The sequence below is a fragment of the Ketobacter sp. GenoA1 genome (assembly GCF_003671475.1).
GTDB lineage: Bacteria > Pseudomonadota > Gammaproteobacteria > Pseudomonadales > Ketobacteraceae > Ketobacter.
The window spans coordinates 59,410-75,208 of record NZ_RCHM01000030.1; the positions used below are offsets into that span (position 1 = coordinate 59,410).

Annotated in this window: 16 protein-coding genes and 1 pseudogene; 7 read left to right on the plus strand and 10 right to left on the minus strand. The window is 48.4% G+C overall.

Annotated features, from left to right (window positions below):
* Nucleotides 1–8 precede the first annotated feature (8 nt).
* A complete protein-coding gene (locus D9N13_RS12340) occupies nt 9–1,355 on the minus strand; it encodes a sigma-54-dependent transcriptional regulator (protein ID WP_290590286.1) in 1,347 nt (448 codons plus the stop codon).
* 264 nt (nt 1,356–1,619) lie between these two features.
* On the opposite strand from D9N13_RS12340, the gene D9N13_RS12345 reads away from it, so the two are divergent.
* The 6 genes from D9N13_RS12345 (at nt 1,620) to D9N13_RS12370 (ending at nt 5,825) form a co-directional block, all read left to right on the plus strand.
* Nucleotides 1,620–2,177 (plus strand): OmpA family protein, encoded by a 558-nt coding sequence (locus D9N13_RS12345; RefSeq protein WP_290590289.1) that lies wholly within the window; start codon nt 1,620–1,622, stop codon nt 2,175–2,177.
* Between the two features lie 231 nt (nt 2,178–2,408).
* Nucleotides 2,409–2,597 carry a hypothetical protein gene (locus D9N13_RS12350; RefSeq protein WP_290590297.1) on the plus strand — a complete coding sequence of 63 codons (189 nt, stop codon included), beginning with the start codon at nt 2,409–2,411 and terminating at the stop codon, nt 2,595–2,597.
* A 31-nt stretch (nt 2,598–2,628) separates the two neighbouring features.
* Nucleotides 2,629–3,201, plus strand: a complete 573-nt coding sequence (locus D9N13_RS12355; protein ID WP_290590300.1) for a porin family protein — start codon at nt 2,629–2,631, stop codon at nt 3,199–3,201.
* A 160-nt stretch (nt 3,202–3,361) separates the two neighbouring features.
* Nucleotides 3,362–3,529 (plus strand): DUF1328 domain-containing protein, encoded by a 168-nt coding sequence (locus tag D9N13_RS12360; protein WP_290590303.1) that lies wholly within the window; start codon nt 3,362–3,364, stop codon nt 3,527–3,529.
* Between the two features lie 49 nt (nt 3,530–3,578).
* On the plus strand, nt 3,579–4,994 hold the full coding sequence (locus D9N13_RS12365; protein ID WP_290590307.1) for a mechanosensitive ion channel family protein: 1,416 nt from the start codon (nt 3,579–3,581) through the stop codon (nt 4,992–4,994).
* A gap of 195 nt (nt 4,995–5,189) precedes the next feature.
* The gene (locus D9N13_RS12370; protein WP_290590310.1) at nt 5,190–5,825 is read left to right on the plus strand and encodes a BON domain-containing protein; all 636 of its coding nucleotides are present in this window, start codon (nt 5,190–5,192) and stop codon (nt 5,823–5,825) included.
* 84 nt (nt 5,826–5,909) lie between these two features.
* Here D9N13_RS12370 and D9N13_RS12375 read toward each other — a convergent pair whose 3' ends face one another.
* Nucleotides 5,910–6,626: an NYN domain-containing protein gene (locus tag D9N13_RS12375; protein WP_290590313.1), complete on the minus strand. Its 717-nt coding sequence runs from the start codon at nt 6,624–6,626 to the stop codon at nt 5,910–5,912.
* Nucleotides 6,627–6,860: 234 nt separating this feature from the next.
* Nucleotides 6,861–7,772, minus strand: coding sequence for an alpha/beta hydrolase (locus D9N13_RS12380; protein ID WP_290590316.1), 912 nt, complete (start codon nt 7,770–7,772; stop codon nt 6,861–6,863).
* Between the two features lie 69 nt (nt 7,773–7,841).
* On the opposite strand from D9N13_RS12380, the gene D9N13_RS12385 reads away from it, so the two are divergent.
* A complete protein-coding gene (locus D9N13_RS12385) occupies nt 7,842–8,387 on the plus strand; it encodes a TetR/AcrR family transcriptional regulator (RefSeq protein WP_290590318.1) in 546 nt (181 codons plus the stop codon).
* A gap of 404 nt (nt 8,388–8,791) precedes the next feature.
* Here the strand turns inward: D9N13_RS12385 and D9N13_RS12390 are convergent, their stop codons facing one another.
* The 7 genes and pseudogenes from D9N13_RS12390 to gyrB form a co-directional block, all read right to left on the minus strand.
* A complete protein-coding gene (locus D9N13_RS12390; RefSeq protein WP_290590320.1) occupies nt 8,792–9,286 on the minus strand; it encodes a hypothetical protein in 495 nt (164 codons plus the stop codon).
* 2 nt (nt 9,287–9,288) lie between these two features.
* Complete coding sequence (locus D9N13_RS12395) at nt 9,289–9,606, minus strand: hypothetical protein (protein WP_290590322.1); 318 nt, start codon at nt 9,604–9,606, stop codon at nt 9,289–9,291.
* 165 nt (nt 9,607–9,771) lie between these two features.
* On the minus strand, nt 9,772–10,443 hold the full coding sequence (locus tag D9N13_RS12400) for a DEAD/DEAH box helicase (RefSeq protein WP_411268160.1): 672 nt from the start codon (nt 10,441–10,443) through the stop codon (nt 9,772–9,774).
* Nucleotides 10,444–10,482: 39 nt separating this feature from the next.
* Nucleotides 10,483–12,171: pseudogene (locus D9N13_RS12405) on the minus strand (TOTE conflict system archaeo-eukaryotic primase domain-containing protein); the annotation flags it as partial.
* Complete coding sequence (locus D9N13_RS12410; RefSeq protein ID WP_290590332.1) at nt 12,164–12,532, minus strand: type II toxin-antitoxin system HigA family antitoxin; 369 nt, start codon at nt 12,530–12,532, stop codon at nt 12,164–12,166. The pseudogene D9N13_RS12405 and the gene D9N13_RS12410, both read right to left, overlap by 8 nt.
* 33 nt (nt 12,533–12,565) lie before the next feature.
* On the minus strand, nt 12,566–12,868 hold the full coding sequence (locus D9N13_RS12415) for a type II toxin-antitoxin system HigB family toxin (protein ID WP_290590335.1): 303 nt from the start codon (nt 12,866–12,868) through the stop codon (nt 12,566–12,568).
* Between the two features lie 499 nt (nt 12,869–13,367).
* On the minus strand, nt 13,368–15,794 hold the full coding sequence (gyrB, locus tag D9N13_RS12420) for a DNA topoisomerase (ATP-hydrolyzing) subunit B (protein ID WP_290590338.1): 2,427 nt from the start codon (nt 15,792–15,794) through the stop codon (nt 13,368–13,370).
* Nucleotides 15,795–15,799: the final 5 nt, after the last annotated feature.

Sequence of the window (15,799 nt, forward strand, 5' to 3'; positions counted from 1 at the left end):
CCACCTCCTCAACCGGACTCCAGGCTGATATTCGATGACTGTTGATATTGATTTAAACGGTTATACAACGTTTTCAAACTGATACCCAACATGTCCGCCGCTTCGGGTTTGGCACCCTGTGTGGCTTTCAGCGTTTCGATTATCAGTTGCTTTTCGACTTCTTCAATGGTTTTACCTGCCTGTAATGCTGTAGGTGATGCCGCCTCACTGGCAAAAGGTGAACTCAGTTCATCAGGCAGTTGCAGCAGTGCTTCCTCCGGTGCGGTGAGGATATGCGCCCGCTGGATGGCATGCCTCAGCTCACGGATGTTACCGGGCCAACTGTACTGCTGCAAACGCTCCATTGATGCTTCATCCAGGCGGTAAGCGGTGTTCTGCTTTTGATTGAACTCGTTGAGAAACGCCTGTGCCAATAAGGGAATGTCATCCCGACGCTCCTGCAGTGATGGCAAATCAATGGGAAACACCGCCAACCGGAAGTAGATATCTTCACGCAGATACTGTTTCGAGGCCAGCTCCTCGCGGCTGCGGTTGGTGGCCGACAGCACGCGACAGTCAACGTCGATTTCCTGACTGCCTCCCACTCTGCAGATTTTACCGGTTTCCAGAACCCGCAATAGATTAGGTTGCATTTCCAACGGCATTTCAGTGATTTCATCCAGGAACAGGGTGCCACCCTGCGCCCGCTCAAACAGCCCGATCTTACGGGCACTGGCTCCGGTAAACGCTCCTTTCTCATGGCCAAACAACTCACTGGCAATGAGTTCGGTCGGTATGGCACCACAGTTTGCCGCCACAAACGCACCTTCACAACCGGTGGCATTGTGGATGGCGCGGGCTACCAGCTCCTTTCCCGATCCGCTTTGGCCTTGAATGAGGACATTGGCTGAAGACGCGGCAACGCGCTCAATCATTGTGTACAACCCCTGCATTACCGGAGTTTCGCCCACCAGTACACCGAAATGCCGGGTAATACCTTCATCTTCGTGATTGTCGTTGTCAGACACAACACGGCTCAACAGGTTTCGGATCTTGTCGACGTCAATGGGCTTTAACAGAAAGCTGACCTCCGGGCCCGCCACTGAACGTATGATGTTCTTCACCGCAACGTGTCCGGTAATAAAGGCAATGTGTGCCGACCGGTTAAAACGGTAAATGGAGTCAAGCACTTCAAACCCACTGCCATCGGGCAACATGATATCCAACAGCACTATATCGAAGCTGGTTTGCTGCAGACAGCTGCGGGCCTCTTCAACGGAACCGGCCACCTGCACCTCGTGCTGCAAAAGTTGAATAATTTTAGCGGTCGCTTCTGTGAAGCTGGCGTCATCATCCACCATCAAGATGTTTGCCACGGCTGAAATACCCTTCTGTTATCGTGAAAGCAATAGATATTACACAGTACCAAATGATGATTCCATGGCACATTTCTCGCTGCTGGCATCCCGGCGCCTGGTAGTAATTGCAAAGTGAGCAGTAACACTTACAACCCCCCCTTGAATGTTGATCAATTATTCATCGCAGGTACTGATAATTGATTGATCGGCTTAACTTTTACCTGGGTGGCACAAAACTGGCTAAGACCCCATGCGACGATTGCATCTGACAGGAGATCCAACATGAAACCAACTGTTCACCAATATACATTGATTGCCTTGTTACTCGGCGGTGTGGCCATCAGCGGGTGCAGCTCTACACCCAGCGCTGAACCGGTGGAGGAACCCGTGGCGCAAACTGAGCCGGCACCGGTTTTTGTGCCCGTTCAAAAACCCACTCCAGAGGTCACCGCCGTTGAAGCGGAACCGGTTTTGGCCGTGCATAAAAAAACCGTGTATTTTGAATTCGATTCGGCGCAGCTCACCGAAGAATCCCGGCGCGAACTGAAGCAGTTGATTACCACTGCCCAGAAGAGTGACCTGGAAAACAGCCGCATTGTTATTCAGGGTCATGCCGATGCCATTGGACCTGAAATCTACAACGATACCTTGTCCCGGGAGCGGGCAAAGTCGGTGGAATCCTTTCTGAAATCCAATCTGGATCCGGAACAATGGAAAGTGGAAGGCTTTGGTGAAAGCCAGCCCATCGCCAGCAATGAGAACCCCAACGGCAGAGAGCAGAATCGTCGTGTGGTGGTGGAATATATCTCCTCCAACAAGCCTCTGGCGATGATGCAGTAGAGAAAATCCACTATAACAGAAAGCCGGCACAAAGCCGGCTTTTTTGTTTGTAGCACTTGCATAGAGTTTGTAATCCATTCCGGTTCCTGCCCCACCTGGCTTTGCCGATAACCTGCTACTGATCTGCTTAACTTGCCTGCAAGGCCCATGATGGAAGGGCCGACCCGCTTTGCACGGAAACTGGCATGGTAGTTGAAACAACTAACCTGACACTGACCGAAGGAGAACATCATGCGCTATCTCATTTTTGCGTTTATTACCGCCCTCTCTGTTGTTATTACCGCTTGTGACGTTAACGAAGGTGGAGCCGAGGAAGCCGGCGAAAGCATCGATGAAGTGATGACCGATACCGGCAATAAAGTGGAAGACCTGTGTGAAGACGCCAAGCAAACCATGAATGCGGATAACGAAAACTGTTAATCCGATCGATTCATACACCAAGGAGGAATCTATGAAGATTTTAGTCAACGCTTCTGTCATCGCCACTCTCATGTTATCGGCCAGCTGGGTGGCCGCCGCCGGAAGCAATGGATCAGGGCCTTATCTGGGTGCCACCTATGGTTACCTCAAGGTAAAAGACAATGATGATTTCGAGGACGATAATGATGCCTATCAACTGATTCTGGGTGGAGACCTGAACCAATTCTTTGGCGTTGAAGGCAGCTATATTGATTTTGGTAAATATGGCGGCAACCTTGCCGAGGCCGACACCGACGGCTTTACCCTGGCAGTTAAGGGAACATTACCGATCACCGATTTCTTCTCACTGCATGCCAAAGGCGGTCAATTGTGGTGGGACACCGATTACGAAGTTCTGGGTTACGACGGCAGTGCCGATGGTGAAGAGCTTTTCTGGGGTGTGGGTGCAGCGTTTTCCGTAACCGAAAGCGTGGACATCACTTTTGATTACACCCGCTACAACGTGGAGTTCACCGAAGATGAAGTTGGTCTGCTGGCCAATGATTCATTGCGCGCTGATACCGATCTAGATCACGCCAGCGCCGGTGTGCGCTTTAAGTTCTAATGTCGACTTTTATTGCTTAATCTTTCCATCCCCATGTGTTTAGCCCAATTCCCCCAATTGGGCTTTTTTTTATCATACTGTGACGTCATACTCTGGCATGGTTCTCGCTTTACCTTACTGGACACTGCGTATTTTTATTTTCGTAAGAGGAGCACAGCGTATGTTTAGTTGGGCACTGACTTTTCTGGTTTTAGGACTCATTGCGGGCTTACTGGGTTTCACTGGTATCGCCGGCACCGCTACCCACATCGCCTGGATACTCTTTGTGGTGGGTATCGTTTTGGCATTGATCTTCGCCGCAACCGGCAAAACCCGCAACAATCTGTAAACCGTATTGCCATCACTTTCCATGCACCCGCCCCGGGAGAACATTGTGCATGAAGCATTCTGCAGTGATTAGCAAGACTCTATTCACCCTGGTGGCCGCGTTACTGGTGATGATCTCCGGCGCATCACTGTTCGCTGCCACCGAGCCCAACAATCAGCAACCATTGGATGAGCTGATAACCACTCTGGAAAGTGAGACCGGTCGGCAGGAACTGATTGCACAACTGAAAACCCTGCGGCAAGCCAGAGCGGAATCTCATAACGAAGCCAATGGGCTGGTGGAATGGCTTAAGATTGATGATCAGAGCAGCGCACTGACCAGAAAGATCGCTACACAATTGGACGATCTGGGTGTAAGTGATACCCGTCTATTACAGTATCTTTTGGCGTTGGGTTCAGTGCTGGTCTGGTTGGTGTGTATTCTGCTGAATAACCTGTTGGCCCGGTTTCTGGAACGACGCCTGCAGACGCTGCGCCGGCGCTTTCATCTGTCTGATGGGCGCTTTAATCTCTGCATCAAAATCCAGTGGGGATTCGTTATTGTTTTGAGCCTGGTTCTGTTGCTGTACAGTCTGGGCGAGATTCTTGAATTCGCCGATAACGGTATTCTGTTTGGCGTGCCGTTCACCTCAGTCATGACCCAGTGTTTCACCTTGTTCTTTATCGTTTTGCTGTTTGCCAGCCTATGGGAATTCAGCAACGCCACGCTGGAGTACAGCATGGCCCGCAGCCATTACGGACACAATACCCGCATTCAAACACTGTTACCGGTGATCAGAAATATCTTACTGGTGGTACTGGTGACACTGTCATCCCTTATCGTGCTCTCGGAATTGGGTGTCGATATCATGCCGCTGTTGGCCGGTGCCGGGGTATTGGGTATTGCCGTTGGCTTTGGTGCACAGACGCTGGTTAAGGATTTTCTCACCGGCATTACCGTTATCCTGGAAGATCTGCTGCAAATTGGGGATGTTGTGCAAGTGGGGCAGCGCAGCGGCCGGGTAGAGCGTATCACCCTGCGCAAGATCCAACTTCGGGATTTGGAGGGGATCGTCCATACCGTGCCCTTTGGTGAAGTGTCCATTGTGGATAACTACACCAAGGAGTACAGCTACTACCTGTTCGATGTGGGCGTGGCCTACAAGGAAGATACTGATCAGGTGATAGAGCACTTGAAAAACATTGATGAAGGCATGCGTGAGTCGGAGCAGTATCAGGATCTGATCCTAGAGCCGTTGGAGATTCTGGGTGTTGATCAGTTCGCCGACAGTGCGGTGGTAATCAAAGCCCGTATCAAAACACGGGCGCACGATCGCTGGACCATTGGCAGGGAATTCAAGCGTCGCATTAAATACACATTTGATGAGCATGGTATTGAAATTCCGTTTCCTCATCAAACTGTCTATTTCGGCGATAGTACATTGAATCTGCATTCATCGGAGCAATCCCCCGATCGTCAGTCATAAGGTGGCGCGGTTTGTAATGCTTACAGATTCACATTCCAAATCTGGTGATAATTACAATAGGTTGGTGGGCACGACAGGATAAGCTTGTGTCGTATACAGACAGCCTGATTTGGCACGATGTTCGCAAAGAATTATCGGTAAGAGAAACTAAAAAGCAACGAATGCACATGGTAAAGTACCTCAAGGAGAAGCGTCATGCACAGGCAATTTGGAACAGATTCTCACTTACATGTAATCAAGCGTATCGCACTGGCAGTCTGTGTGGGTGTCGCCTCTACAGCGGCCATTCACACCTATGCGGAAGAGCCCGCCATACAGCAAAAGATCGAGGCCATGTCCCAGGATACCAAGCGCTATTTCAATAACGGTTTACGGGAAGGTAAGATTGAAACCGCGTTACTGTTCAATGAGAATCTGAACAGTTTCACCATTGATGTTGAAGTAACGGATTCCAAGGCCATGCTCCGGGGCAATGTCAGTAATGGTGTAGAGAAAGAACTGGCTGAAGAAATCGCCCTCAGTGTCGCGGGTATCGAGGAAGTGGATAACCTGTTATTGATTTCCGAGGATGCCAAAGCAGAGGAGGAAAAAAAAGAGGGTGACAGTTTCCTGGCCGCTGTCGAAGACGCCACCATTACGGCAAAAGTTAAAATGAAGCTGCTGGCCAACGAATTCGTGGATGGTGTCGACATCAACGTGGATACCAACGAGAACGTGGTGACCCTTGACGGTGAAGTGAAAACGGAGGCAGAAAAGGATCTGGCCGAACAACTGGTGAAAAATATGGACAGTGTCAGGTCAGTGGAAAACCTGCTGAAAGTCGCCGGCTGAAACAAGGGTGTGAGTACATTGGTACAAGTGAACCGGTTGACGATGAGCAAGTTAAGTGGTGCATGCCGCACCACTTAACACCCATTAAGCTTTTTTGTGCTTTCGGGTATCCCGCACCAGGTAAGATTTCCCCTGGCCGTGCTTGATCTCAAATAAGTCGATGGATCGAAACAGGCTACTGAGGTTTTTAAAACCGTAGTTACGACAATCAAAGGAGGTTCGATTGGATATGTTCGCACCCACACTGCCCAGATCAGCCCAACCATCATCGTCTTCGGTGGCTTCAATGGCCTGACGTAACAGGGCAATTAACTTGGTGTCCGATTTTATATTCTTGGGCTTTGAAGTACTTTTTGATTCAACCGATTCGCCCTGGTCCAGGTACAGAAATTTTGAACAGGCGTTCACAAACGGCGCCGGGGTCTTACGCTCTCCAAATCCCAACACCACCTTTCCCTCCGCCAAAGCGCGGGTCACCATAGGTGTAAAGTCGCAATCGGAGGACACAAAGCACATCACATCGATGTTTTTGGTGTACATCACATCCATGGCATCGATGACTAGAGCAATGTCTGATGCATTTTTACCTTTGGTAAGATCGTATTGCTGAACCGGCTGAATGGCGTATTCGTGGATCAGTTCTTCCCACGATTTGAGGGTTGGTGATTTCCAATTGCCATACGCTTTGCGGATGGTGACCACACCGTATTTTGCCACTTCACTTAACACTACATCGAATTTACTGGCCGGTGCGTTATCTGCATCAATAAATAATGCAATTTTTTGCTGAATTTCGTTCACACCTGCTCCTGGTTAGGTGGTAACACTGAAATGTGTGAATTCCAGGGTAACTGTGCTGTTTACGTTGTTTCGCTAATGAACCGCATGTGGCTAAATGTACCGCATGTGCCTACCTAAATACCAGCTACCCGCCAAAACGCAGGCGCAATACAGAAATGAATCTGCACAGACGTTAGTAGTATAGTGTTTACGCAATATTAGATTAACGCAGTATTGGTATTGAACGGGGTGATGTTATGAAGGGCCAGAGATTGGTACATAGCGGGACAGAAAATTCAATTGATCCCGAATGTTCGTTTCAAAAGCCTCGCCCACATAGATATCAAAATGGCCGTACGGATAACGATTGACGATTCCCCTGGGTGCTTGTACGGCGTATTTCAAGGTGGGCCCGGCCGGTGCCACACTGTCGTGCTCACATACATTAAACAATATTGGGCATCTTACCTTGCGGGCCCACTTACCCGGTTGATGGGTGAGCAGCTGTAACCCGATTCGGGCGGTTATCCTTTCAGGTACATCCGTCGCACCGGTACTATCCTTGATTGCGTTGTAGCCTTGCAGGGAATCTTCTGATGTCATCAATGCCGTGGTGCCCGGTTTCCCTACCAGGTCTACCCGTACCGGCTCTTTGCCGAGCCAGGATGATATTTTATCGCGGACACCCAGCGCCGCCAATTTAGCATTGGTAACCATGTTGATAGCAAAAACGGATGAGGGCCCATCGGTAAAAGGGCATTGGGAAATAGCAGCCGTGATCTCCGGGTGCCTGGCAGCGGTAACGATGACATGACCGCCGCCAAATGAGGTACCCCAAAGCACAATACGATTCGTGTCTACCGCCGTTAGTGTTTTGGCATAGGTTATAGCTGCGTCCCAGTCAGCCAGCTGACTGGGAATGTCCAGCCATTCCCTGGGTTCGCCACCACTTTCACCAAAGTATCGATAGTCAAACACCAAACACGCGTAACCCGCCTCGCTGAACCGCTGCGCAAAGTTCGGCAAACCTGCCCGCTTCACACCCCCCAGACCATGCGCCATGATGATCACCGGGCGTTTTTGCTCACTATCCGGCCGGTATAGCCAGGCATGACAGGTATCCTGTCCCGATGGAAACCGATGATCCTCGATGGTAAAAGATGGCATAGTCTAACTCTTGAATTGTGATCAAGAGATAGACTATCATTGGTCTTAAATGTCAGTCAAGAGGCGGCTATGCCAACCAATCGATTGGACCAACCCAAGGCCGAAAAACGATCCGAGCTGGTACAGGCAGCATGCCGTCTGTTTCTGCAGGATGGTTTCGATCGTACCAGCATGAGCCGTATCGCTAGTGAAGCAGGGGTCACCCCCAATACTATTTACTGGTATTTCAAAGACAAAGACGATTTGCTACTGGCAGTGAACGATCAGTTTGTGCAGGAATATATGAAAGTTTATCTGGCAGATATGGTGGATAAACCGCTATCTGAACAACTGGTTTGGCTGGTGAACCAACTAAAACCCTTTAACGGTCTGATCACTACGGTGCATAACCGGATTCATTCTTCGGAGGCCGTGCACAAGTGGCATGCAGGTTTTCATGCGCTGATGGAACGGCTCTTGATCATGCAATTGCCCGGCGCACAACCCACTGATGGTTTTGATGCCGACATTCAGATCATCAGTTTTACTATTGAGGGGATGATATCCCACGACCTGAATCAGAAAGATATTAATAAGATCTGCCAGGCGCTGACGCAACGCATCGGCGGAGTTTGATTTGATGGATCGCACGACTGCTATGTTGGGCATACCAGTCGTGCAGGGTGAGCTCAGTGTAGGATCCCATTATTTGCAAAATCATATCTTATTGATTTTTAAGCCTTTTCATAATTTACGGTATTATTTCAACCTCAATGAAATCCCGTAAACTATGCTCTACTGCCCACCAAATCCCGTAAATCATGAAGTCTTTTTAAAATCATATACTTAATGGATATCTAAACAAATCCAGAGTTGCGCCTATCAAGCATACGACACAAGGGACCCTGACTCTTTTAAAGGCTAAAGTTATGCACAATCTTACCCACAGCCTAGGTATCGTATCAAGTAATTGGCACGATACTGCATTTTCTATTCGACTGCACAAAGTTTAGTCATTTTAGATTGCATGCCGCAGCATACTACAAGTCACCCAGCAAGGCTTTATACCTTTCCTTCTTTAAGAAATCAGAATCGACTTTGACCAATTTTCCATCTTCAGCGCTTACGAATGCGAAAGACTTGTTCTTTCCACCCGAATATCTAACCGTGTAGCCTCCAACTTGCCAAAGCTCTACATCCTTATTATCAATAAAGGTTTCTCGCATGATGCTTAAGTTTTCAGCATTACAGGTGGAGTCATCACCGGAAAACAGGTCATCAAAGAACACTTTGATTGGGCAACCATAGTCTAAAGACTTATCGTTGGTCATATCAGTAAACGCGATGTAGTTTTTCCCCTTATCACTCCCATATCGGATAATCAGGATGTTATCCTCACCACCGACATCACCAATCAATGTGAATTGGCCTGGTAGCTTAACTTTCAGATCCGAATATAAGAGTTCCACTTCAGGCTCGGCATGAACGCTCATCGTTAGCATCAGAAAGAGTGTAGCTATCGTGGTCTTGATCATAATCAAATTCCTCTCAGTGCCATCACAATCTCAGATTTAAAGTTCACACCTACCTTCACTTTACATGTGTTGTATATAGAAGTATCACCGGACAAAATTCTCTTACCAATCTTCGCTAGTTGCTTGATTGCATAAGTTGAGCTGGGAACACCCATCGGCCTAGGCACGAGATCCATAGAATCAGAACAAATATTGGTCTGCTCTAGTGCACCATAAGCCACTACTGCTGCCGACTCATTTATTGATTGTGGCGTGGTTAAATTCGGCCCCCAAAAGTAATTAATCACAGCGGCAATATAGTCACGATCATGTACATCCATTTATAAAAGCTCCCTTATCATGGGGTAAAATTAAACTTTTTATATAGCTAACACACAAAGAAAGGGATCAGATTGCATGTTTTCTCGAGAATTTATTATATAAATAGACACCTTCCACATAAACTCAAGCGCCACACGATAACCGTCAGCTTGTGTTGTGTGCTATTAAGAGAACAGCGCACTATCTATGATAGTTGTGTCAGTACTTCTTTGCTCATTTGAAAACTGAACGGTATAGCCCATCGTCTTGTAGCTCTTCTCTCGTTTATTGAACATGCGCTGGAGCATGGGGAGGCCACAGTCAACGTAGTCGTGAATGGTCACCTGCGTTTTGCCTTCTGATTCCCGATGAATCCTTCCCGCATATTGTGCCAGGAAACCTTTCCAGGCGATTGGTATAGCGAGAAACAATGTGTCCAGTCTGGGTAGATCAAAGCCCTCTCCCACATATTTCCCGGTAGCGACGACAACCTGTGCTGAATGTAAGCATTCGTCAACACGCTTGCGTTCTGCGGCCTTCATCGCCCCTTTCAAGATGACTGAATCAATACCGCTTTCTGCAAGAAGATTGTTTATCATCTGCGCGTGTTCTCGTCTTTCTGTTAGGACGATTGGGTGCCTGTCTTCACGAACGCTATTGATAACATCTGAAACAATACGTTGAGTTCGTTTATCGTTTTCCATGATCCATCGGTAGGCATCTGAAATCTTCGGCCGCTCTTCGGATCGAGAAAGATGCAGCGGGGGCGTATCGTAGAGTTGGTGAATTTGAACATCCTGCTCAAACTTTTCATCGTTTGAGCTTTTAACCTTGTGCCTGATGGGGCCGGCTGCCATAAAAATGATCTTTTGGTGGCCGTCCTGTCTTTCCGGTGTGGCTGTAAGACCAAGCACGTATTTCGCCCGAATTTCGTTTAACACCATTTCAAAGCGTGGCGCGGATACATGGTGACATTCGTCGACGATCACATGTCCGTAATCCTGAACCATGGGGGAAATGGTATTGTCTTTCTTGTTAATCAGGCTTTGATACGTCGCGATATCAATAACGCCGGTTGGCTTTTTCTTTCCACCCCGTATGACACCGATCTCCGCTTCCGGCAAAAATGAGCGTAGTCTTTCCTGCCATTAGTCAAGCAGTTGGCGGCTGTGCACCAGAATCAGTGTGTTGACTTTGCGCTTGGCAATCATTCCGATAGCCGTGACGGTTTTTCCAAACGCTGTGGGGGCATGCAGTATGCCAGATTCATGTCTGCACATTTCCTTTACGGCAGACTGTTGGTTTTTTCTCAAGGTTAATAATGGTTTTATACCTGAAAGCCTGGCGCCAAGCTCACGCTTGTCATCGATTTGGACCTCTATATTGTTCTCTTTCAATAATTCGAGAGCATCGTCCAGGCATCCGCGTGGCAATGCCAGATAACCATTTTCAATACGTGCACAGGAAATAAATCGAGGAATGCCATGAGTCGAAAATCGAAGCGCCTGTGTTTTAAAGAAAACTGGATTTGAAAAGCTGGCCAATCGTCTTAATCTGGCTGAAAGTGCGCTTGGTAGTTCCTTCATCGCAAAATACACGTGGTTGGCCAAGGTTACGGTAACTTGCTGAGGAGGGGGTTCAAGCGTCAGGGGTTTGGATTTAGCGGTTATTTCCCACGGCGGCCGGGTATCGGTGATGTTCTGATCTGACATCAGGCTTACGTTTGAGGAAATCTGCGAAATTAGCGTGCTTAAATCCTGCTTGGACAGACGCTTTATCCGCGAAAGATACTGCCATTGATCGTCAATGATATTTAATTCTGCATCAACAAATGAGCTATTGCCTGCGAGTCTCGCTTCGCGTTGCAGTGGTAGTGCAATTAAATTGCCAAACCCTCCTTCGGGAAGAATATCCTGATTGGGAAACAGCCTGTCATAAGAATCGAAAGACAGGTTAGGGTAAATCTCCATCGCCTTATCGAGCAGGCCAAAACCCAATAAGCGAGCTTCGTTGGCGGGAACTTTGTCATCAAAAAATATCCAGAGGTGCGCGCCGTTTCCAGAGCGGGAAATCTCTACTGCGTGAGGTACGTTATATTCGGTGCAGGCTCTGGACATCGCTTTTACTTCGTCTTGCCAGTTGCCTTTATCGAAATCGACAGCCAGTAGAAAGCAGGTATTATCCTGGAGTAACGGGTAGAGGCCAACTATCTGCTGTCCAGCCAAGTGGCGATAAATAACCTGATCGTTTAATTCACTAAATTGGCGGTGAGAACAATCCTGGCATTTGATACGTGGTTTGTTACAGATCCCTTTTACCCACTCGTTGTTACAAGCCACAGCATAGCCACTTCGTCCTTGTTGATTCTGCCAGCGGTTGGCAAAAATATCAATGCGGCCATGGAACAGGCCTCTGAAAATTGCTTTTTTTTGTTTTGTAGAGAAGGAGCCTGAAACAGCAGGTATTGGCTTGGATTTTAACAGTTCTTCCCTGAGAGCTATGAGTTGCTGCTTTTCCCGCTCAAGCTCATTCAACCTCGCATCAATGTTGGAGATGTCCCGAAATTTATCTGAACGATTAGGCATGCGCTTGTGGTGGTTTTATCAACGACTCTGCCGGAATGCCCAGGCCCTCATGCAGTTTCCAGATCATCTTCAAAGTCAGCGAGCGTTTGTGATTGAGAATCTCGTAAACTCGGTTGCTTTTTCCGATCATGGGCTCCAGATCTTTAACGGTTAAGCCTTTGCGTTCCATTTCAAATTTGATCGCTTCTACAGGGTCGGGCAAATCCATCGGAAAATGCCTGGCCTCATAAGCCTCAATCAGGGTGACCATGATATCCAGCTTCTCACCTTCAGGTGTGTCTGGGCCAGCCATCATCAGGCCTTCTATTTCTTTTAATGCCGCTCGGTAGTCGGCATCAGTTTTAATGGGTTTGATGTCCATAGTCTTTACCTTTCGTTTCTACTTCTTGGGCAACTAAATAGTTTGTACGTCAATCTTGTCATACTGCGCATGAGTGCCAATAAAGCGGATGTATACAACTCGATAGGCGTAGTTGATCCAGACCACCAGTCGGTACTTGTTCCCTGCAATATTGAACACCACCCGACCATCTTTAAGGATGCTGGCATTCCTGAAGTCCTGCTTTACCTCGGCAGGTGAGCTCCAATCGGCATGCAAGGTATGACGGTGCCAAGCTAATGTTGGCTCCTTTGCATCCATATACTCCGGGCTTTCTTCCCAGAAGGCTTTCAGTGTCGACAGTGCGATGATTCTCATATTGCCAACTATAGTCCCATTATGGGACTATAACAACAAGTTTTCGTAGGTGGGCAGACAAGTGCTTATAAGAAAACGAGATGATCCCCTCATAACCAATTGAATTTATAGAATAATTTCGAACAAGCACAAGGGTGCCCCCTGAATAGCCCCAAGCTCTCGTAACTCACAGAGCGACTATTCCTATGAATCAGCCTTTCGGTACCTACTTCATAGATTCCCCACCCAAATAATGGCTATAACTCCACGGACTATAATACTCAAAAGCTTAATTTAGATAATTACAAAAGAGCATCTTTCACAAAAGCTAATAGATTTCTAGGTCGACACTACCAAGAAATTTGAACATGTTACTAATGTGTGCTTTCAGTAACAGCAATCTAAATAATTTAGGTTGCTGTATCATTTGCATTACAGTGTGCCAGTCGACGAATTACGAGACGCCAATTCACGATTGTGAGACCTCAGTTCACGAATTATGAGATCCCACAAGTACTTTCTAAACATCCAGGTTGGAAACATTCAGCGCATTGGTTTCTATAAAGTCTCGGCGCGGCTCGACCTGATCCCCCATCAATGTGGTGAATATTTGATCAGCCGCAATGGCGTCCTCGATGGTAACCTGAAGCATACGTCGCGTTTCCGGGTCCATGGTGGTTTCCCACAGTTGATCCGGGTTCATTTCCCCCAACCCTTTGTAGCGTTGGATCGCGTGGCCCCGTTTGGATTCCGTCATCAGCCAACTCAATGCCTGGTCAAAACTATCCACAGGTTGTGTCTTTTCGCCACGCTTGATATAGGCCCCTTCTTCCAACAGCGTCATTAATTTTTCGCCCAAGGTGGCAATGGCTTTGTAATCATCCGATACCAGAAATTCCCTGGAGAGTATGTATTCCGTGGGCACTCCATGAGCCACCTGCAGAATCTTGGGAAGAAATATATGGCGCTCCTGGTCTTCAAACGTACTGACTTCATAGCGTTCTGTGGCCGGTGATTTACCTGCCAAATGGGCATTCAGCTGCAGGCTCCACTTTGCCACTGTTTCTGATTGGGTCAGATCAGCTTCATACAGAGTAGGGGAGTAGATCAGTTGTTCCAACACAAAGGCAGGGTAGACCCGTGACAGTCGATCGATACGCTTATAGACAGTACGGTATTCTTTCACCAACTCTTCCAAAGCGGAGCCGCTAATACCCGGTGCTTCCGCATTTACGTGCAGGGAGGCTTCGTCCAGGGCGCTTTGTGTGAGGTAGTTTTCCAGCGCTGCGTCGTCTTTAAGGTACTGTTCCTGCTTGCCTTTCTTGATTTTATACAGAGGTGGTTGGGCGATGTAGACATAGCCACGTTCGATCACCTCCGGCATTTGCCGGAAGAAGAAGGTCAGCAACAGGGTGCGAATGTGGGAACCGTCCACATCCGCGTCCGTCATAATGATGATGGAGTGGTAACGACATTTATCCGGATCGTACTCATCCTTACCAATGCCACAGCCCATGGCGGTAATCAACGTGCCCACCTCAGCGGAGGAAAGCATCTTGTCAAAGCGGGCTTTTTCTACATTCAGAATCTTACCTTTCAGGGGCAGAATAGCCTGGGTTTTACGGTTACGGCCCTGCTTGGCCGATCCTCCCGCAGAATCACCCTCCACCAGGTACAGTTCCGACAGCGCCGGGTCTTTCTCCTGACAATCCGCCAACTTACCGGGCAATCCCGCAATATCCAGAACACCTTTGCGTCGGGTCATTTCCCGGGCTCGGCGGGCTGCGTCGCGGGCCCGGGCTGCATCAATGATCTTGTTGCAGATTATTTTGGCGTCGTTGGGGTTTTCCAGCAGATAATCCTGCATGCGCTCCATCATATGCTGTTCCACCACCCCTTTAACCTCAGAAGACACCAATTTGTCTTTGGTTTGGGATGAAAACTTGGGGTCCGGCACTTTTACCGACACGATGGCGGTGAGCCCTTCCCGGGCATCATCGCCACTGGTACTGACTTTTGCCTTCTTCTGTAAGCCTTCTTTTTCGATGTACGAATTCAAGCAGCGGGTGAGGGCGGCCCGGAATCCAGCCAGGTGGGTGCCACCGTCCCGCTGGGGGATGTTATTGGTGTAGCAATAGATATTTTCCTGGTAGGAATCATTCCATTGCAACGCAACTTCCACGGTGATGCCTTCGTCTTCCCGGCTGCCCTGGAAGTAGAATACCTGGTTAAGTGGGGTCTTATTCTGGTTCAGGTACGATACAAAGGCGGACAAACCACCCTCATATTGGAAAACATCTTCTTCACCGGAACGCTCATCCACCAGCACAATGCGTACACCGGAATTGAGGAATGACAGTTCTCGCAAGCGTTTTGCCAGTATGTCGTGGGAGAACTTGATATTAGTAAAGGTTTCAGAGGAAGGCCAAAAGTGTAATTCAGTACCGGTGCTGTCCGTATCCCCCACCGGCGCCAGGGGAGCTTCGGGAACACCATCCTGGTAGTGTTGCTCCCATACTTTGCCTTCCCGGCGGATGGTGATTTTCAGTTTCGTGGACAGGGCGTTAACCACGGATACCCCTACACCGTGCAGGCCTCCCGACACCTTATAGGAATTGTCATCGAATTTACCGCCGGCATGGAGCACTGTCATGATGACTTCGGCCGCAGATCTGCCTTCTTCGGGGTGAATATCAACTGGTATGCCACGACCGTTATCCGATACGGAGATGGATTCGTCCGGATGGATGACTACCCGAATCTCGGTGCAGTGGCCAGCCAATGCTTCATCGATGGAGTTGTCTACCACTTCGAATACCATGTGGTGGAGACCTGTTCCGTCATCAGTATCACCGATGTACATGCCCGGACGTTTCCGGACAGCATCCAAGCCTTTTAATACTTTGATATTGGATGAATCATAGGTGTTATTGGAATCATCAGACATAAGTG